Origin of the sequence: Carboxydocella sporoproducens DSM 16521 (genome assembly GCF_900167165.1) — a bacterium.
Classification (GTDB): Bacteria; Bacillota.
On the sequence record NZ_FUXM01000068.1, the window covers coordinates 1 to 4,027 of the forward strand.

The 4,027-nt window shown below is 47.3% G+C and carries 8 protein-coding genes and 1 other annotated feature; of the genes, 1 reads left to right on the forward strand and 7 read right to left on the reverse strand.

The window, feature by feature from the left end:
- The coding region (locus B5D20_RS14040) for a hypothetical protein (RefSeq protein ID WP_207651231.1) at positions 1-192 on the forward strand (192 nt) is incomplete at its 5' end.
- Between the two features lie 60 nt (positions 193-252).
- On the opposite strand, the gene rplL is transcribed toward B5D20_RS14040, so the two are convergent.
- The 7 genes from rplL to rpmG form a co-directional block, all read right to left on the reverse strand.
- The gene (rplL, locus tag B5D20_RS13340) at positions 253-633 is read right to left on the reverse strand and encodes a 50S ribosomal protein L7/L12 (protein WP_078666686.1); all 381 of its coding nucleotides are present in this window, start codon (positions 631-633) and stop codon (positions 253-255) included.
- A gap of 50 nt (positions 634-683) precedes the next feature.
- Positions 684-1,214: a 50S ribosomal protein L10 gene (rplJ, locus tag B5D20_RS13345; RefSeq protein WP_078666687.1), complete on the reverse strand. Its 531-nt coding sequence runs from the start codon at positions 1,212-1,214 to the stop codon at positions 684-686.
- A 43-nt stretch (positions 1,215-1,257) separates the two neighbouring features.
- Positions 1,258-1,409: a sequence feature (ribosomal protein L10 leader region), on the reverse strand.
- 62 nt (positions 1,410-1,471) lie between these two features.
- Complete coding sequence (rplA, locus tag B5D20_RS13350) at positions 1,472-2,167, reverse strand: 50S ribosomal protein L1 (protein ID WP_078666688.1); 696 nt, start codon at positions 2,165-2,167, stop codon at positions 1,472-1,474.
- A gap of 54 nt (positions 2,168-2,221) precedes the next feature.
- Positions 2,222-2,650, reverse strand: coding sequence for a 50S ribosomal protein L11 (gene rplK, locus B5D20_RS13355; protein ID WP_078666689.1), 429 nt, complete (start codon positions 2,648-2,650; stop codon positions 2,222-2,224).
- Between the two features lie 31 nt (positions 2,651-2,681).
- On the reverse strand, positions 2,682-3,209 hold the full coding sequence (nusG, locus tag B5D20_RS13360) for a transcription termination/antitermination protein NusG (RefSeq protein ID WP_078666690.1): 528 nt from the start codon (positions 3,207-3,209) through the stop codon (positions 2,682-2,684).
- 44 nt (positions 3,210-3,253) lie between these two features.
- Positions 3,254-3,499, reverse strand: a complete 246-nt coding sequence (secE, locus tag B5D20_RS13365; RefSeq protein ID WP_078666691.1) for a preprotein translocase subunit SecE — start codon at positions 3,497-3,499, stop codon at positions 3,254-3,256.
- A 40-nt stretch (positions 3,500-3,539) separates the two neighbouring features.
- Positions 3,540-3,689 carry a 50S ribosomal protein L33 gene (gene rpmG, locus B5D20_RS13370; RefSeq protein ID WP_078666692.1) on the reverse strand — a complete coding sequence of 50 codons (150 nt, stop codon included), beginning with the start codon at positions 3,687-3,689 and terminating at the stop codon, positions 3,540-3,542.
- Between the last annotated feature and the right edge of the window lie 338 nt (positions 3,690-4,027).

The following is a 4,027-nucleotide window of genomic DNA, read 5'->3' on the forward strand; positions in this document are numbered from 1 at the left end:
ATTGTTTGTCTTTCAACTTCAATTTTACCACAGGTGGATGCCTGTTGCTTATTTTTTACAACATTTGAGGCTGGGGTGAATTTTTCCCTCAGCCTCTTGTTTTGCGCTAAAAACCCTTTTCTATACACCTTTTTCTGGGGTAAATTTATTTTTGACCTTTCGCTAATCCCTTGGATTGTCAGGATTTTCTGACAGCGCAATTAGCTCTACAAAAAAAGACACCTCATATCGAGGTGCCTTTTTTTATCCAAGTTACTTAATTTCAACGGTAGCGCCAGCTTCAACCAGCTTGGCCTTGATGGATTCAGCTTCTTCCTTGGAAACTTTTTCTTTAACAGGCTTGGGAGCGCCATCCACCAGGTCCTTGGCTTCTTTCAGGCCCAGACCGGTTATTTCGCGTACAACTTTGATAACGTTAACTTTCTTGTCGCCAGCGGCGGCCAGAATTACATCGAATTCAGTTTTTTCTTCTGCAGCAGGAGCAGCGGCAGCGCCAGCTACAGGAGCAGCAGCTACAGCTACAGGAGCAGCAGCAGATACACCGAATTCTTCTTCAAAAGCCTTTACCAGCTCAGCCAGTTCCAGAACAGTTAAACCTTTAACAGCTTCCAAAATTTCATTTACCTTGGACATTATAATCTTCCTCCTTCAGCAAAATCTAAGATTTTTAAGCGATCAGGCACTTAAGCAGCGCCTTCCTCTTTCTTCTTGCGGATAGCTTCCAGGACGTAAACCAGATTGCGCAGATTGCCCTGGAGAACATTGGCAAACCCATAAAGAGGAGCTTGCAGACCACCCAGCACTTTGGCCAGCAGCACTTCCCGCGGCGGCAAGTCGGCCAGAGCCTTAACCCCGGCAACATCGATTACCTTGCCATCCACGATACCGGCCTTGATTTCCAGCTGCTTGTTGTCCTTGGCGAATTCACTCAGAATCTTCGCCGGAGCAACAGGATCTGTTAAGCCAAAAGCCAGTGCGTTGGGACCTTCCAGATAGGGTTCCAGATCAGACAGGCCAACTTCACGGCAAGCCAGGCGTGCCAGAGTATTCTTAACGACCTTGTATTCCACTCCAGCTTCCCGCAGGCGTTTCCGCAGCTCAGTAGCCTGAGCCACATTCAAACCCCGGTAGTCAACCAGCACTACCCCGACGGCCTGCTCCAGTTTTTCTTTCAGCTCCTGTACAACCGGCTGTTTCTCGGCAATTTTAGCCACAATTCCACCTCCTTGCACCTGTATCGGTACATCCCAAGCCGCGAAGTCAAACAAAAAAGGGTCTCCGTAGACAAGCCAGGAGACCCTCTGATGGACATACTTAGCCAACAGAGTTGACTTCCAAAGCCTCGGTAGGCGGATTTCTCCTTTAAGCCAGCAGGCACCGACTGTCTACAGCTTGGTTCACCTATATCAAATTGTCAACAGGTTAATTATAGCCTGGCCAGAGGCTATTGTCAACAGTACAGGAAAGATTTTTAACGAGTAACCTTTAACGGATTGACCTTAATGCCAGGGCCCATAGTGGAGGAAACAGCCACTCCCTTGATATATGTTCCCTTGGCAGCTGCCGGCTTAGCCTTGAGCAAAGCATCCAGCAGAGTATAGAAGTTGTCCAGCAGCTTCTCGGTACCAAAGGAGACCTTACCAATGGGCGCATGAATGTTAGCACCCTTGTCAACCCGGTATTCCACTTTACCAGCCTTAATATCTTTAACAGCCTTGGCTACATCAAAAGTAACAGTTCCGGTTTTGGGGTTAGGCATCAGGCCTTTAGGACCTAAGATCCGACCCAATTTACCTACAGCACCCATCATATCCGGAGTAGCTACGGCTGTATCGAAATCCAGCCAACCGCCCTCAATCCTGGCAATCAGGTCTTCAGCGCCCACTACGTCAGCGCCAGCAGCTTCTGCTTCCTTGGCTTTCTCGCCTTTAGCGAAAACAACTACACGGGCAGTTTTCCCTGTGCCATGGGGCAGTACTACTGCACCCCGAACTTGCTGATCCGCATGCCGGGGGTCCACACCTAGTTTAACTGCAACCTCAACGGACTCATCAAACCTGGCAGAAGCCAGTTTCTGTACCAGTTCCAGAGCTTCCTGAGGATCATACAGTTTGGTTTTGTCTACCTGTTTGGCAGCTTCCAGATATTTTTTACCGTGTTTAGCCATTTTGTTTACCTCCTTTGTGGTAGTAACGGATTATATCCTCCCACTTGTGGACCATTAAGCTTCTACTACTTCAATACCCATGCTGCGCGCTGTGCCTTCAATCATCCGCATTGCCGCTTCCAGGCTGGCAGCATTCAGGTCCCGCATTTTCAGCTCTGCAATTTCCCGGACTTTGTCACGGGTTACCTTGCCGACCTTCTTCTTGTTGGGTTCACCAGAACCACTCTCAATCCCAGCTGCTCTTTTCAGCAAAACTGCAGCCGGAGGAGTCTTCAACACAAAAGTGAAGGACCGGTCTTCATAAACGCTAATTTCCACCGGGATAATCAACCCGGCCTGGTTAGCGGTTTTTTCGTTAAATTCCTTGGTGAAAGCCATAATATTTACACCATGCTGACCCAAAGCCGGACCAACCGGGGGAGCAGGGGTGGCTTTACCAGCAGGACATTGCAGCTTGATTACTGCTACTACCTTTTTTGCCATTATTTCCACCTCCTTAATCTGTCTACTGTCATCATTCTACTTCAGCCACCTGTCCGAAATCCAACTCCAGAGGAGTCTCTCTTCCGAACATTGACACCAGGACTTTCAGCTTACCCTTTTCAGGGTAGATTTCTTCCACACTACCCACGAAGTTCTGGAAGGGGCCGGCTATCACGCGGACTTCATCGCCAACCTTAAAGCGCAGTTTGACCTTGGGTTCTTCCATCCCCATCTGTTTCAAGATGGCGGCTGCTTCTTCATCCCTGAGTGGAATCGGCTTGTTGCCGCTGCCAACAAATCCGGTTACACCGGTTGTATTGCGAACCACATACCAGGAGTCATCGGTCATGATCATTTCCACCAGCACATACCCCGGAAACACTTTGCGCTTACTGACCTTGCGCTTGCCATCCTTGATTTCCACTTCATCTTCCATGGGTACCAGAATGCGAAAGATCTTGTCTCCCATGTTCATGGACTCAATGCGCTTTTCCAGATTGGCTTTTACCTTATTTTCATAACCGGAGTATGTGTGAATGACATACCACTTTTTCTCCATACCCAGAAGGGACCCAGTTAGGTCCCTCACCTCCTAGCATAAATTTATCGTTCCACAATCAGCGTCAGCAACCGACCCAAACCCAGATCGATTACCCAGATCAAGACTGCCATGATAGCTACCGCCGTCAGCACAACACCGGTATAGGTCAACACCTGTTTGCGGTCAGGCCAGTTAACTTTGCGCAATTCGGCTTTAGTTCCGGAAAGAAAGTTAACCAGTTCGGACCAGGCCTTATTTTTTTCCGCCTTCTTGGCACCTTCTTTTTTGGTGGTTTCTTTATTTACCATAAGAAACTCCACATCCTTAAAACAGTATCGGTGTTAGCCCTTACCGGGTTTCCTTATGGACGGTTTGCGTGCCGCACCATTTACAGAACTTCTTCAGCTCGATTCTGTCCGGGTCATTCTTTTTGTTTTTAGTGGTTGTATAATTTCTTCTCTTGCACTGAGTGCAAGCGAGGGTAATGCCCACGCGCATTGTGCCACCTCCCTAAAAAGTGTCCTGTGCCGACAAGTGGTCCAGAATAGTCCGTTACCCTATACAATTTATCATAATTCCCATAGAGTGTCAATAGCAAAAGAGACAATGCTTTTTGCGATGTACCCTTTTTCAGAATGAAAATTGCTAAAAATATTATAAATAAATTTTTTTAAACATTATCATTCAGTTGTTTAGCAAGGATAACGGTATCTCTCTTTTTTTAAATCCTAAAAAAGGGCGCACTAATCCCACTAGCCCTAAAATGACTTCTTAATCATCCGGCCTGTAACTTTTTGCCCATATTAGAGATGCTTTTCTTCTCCTTTTTAAGCTAC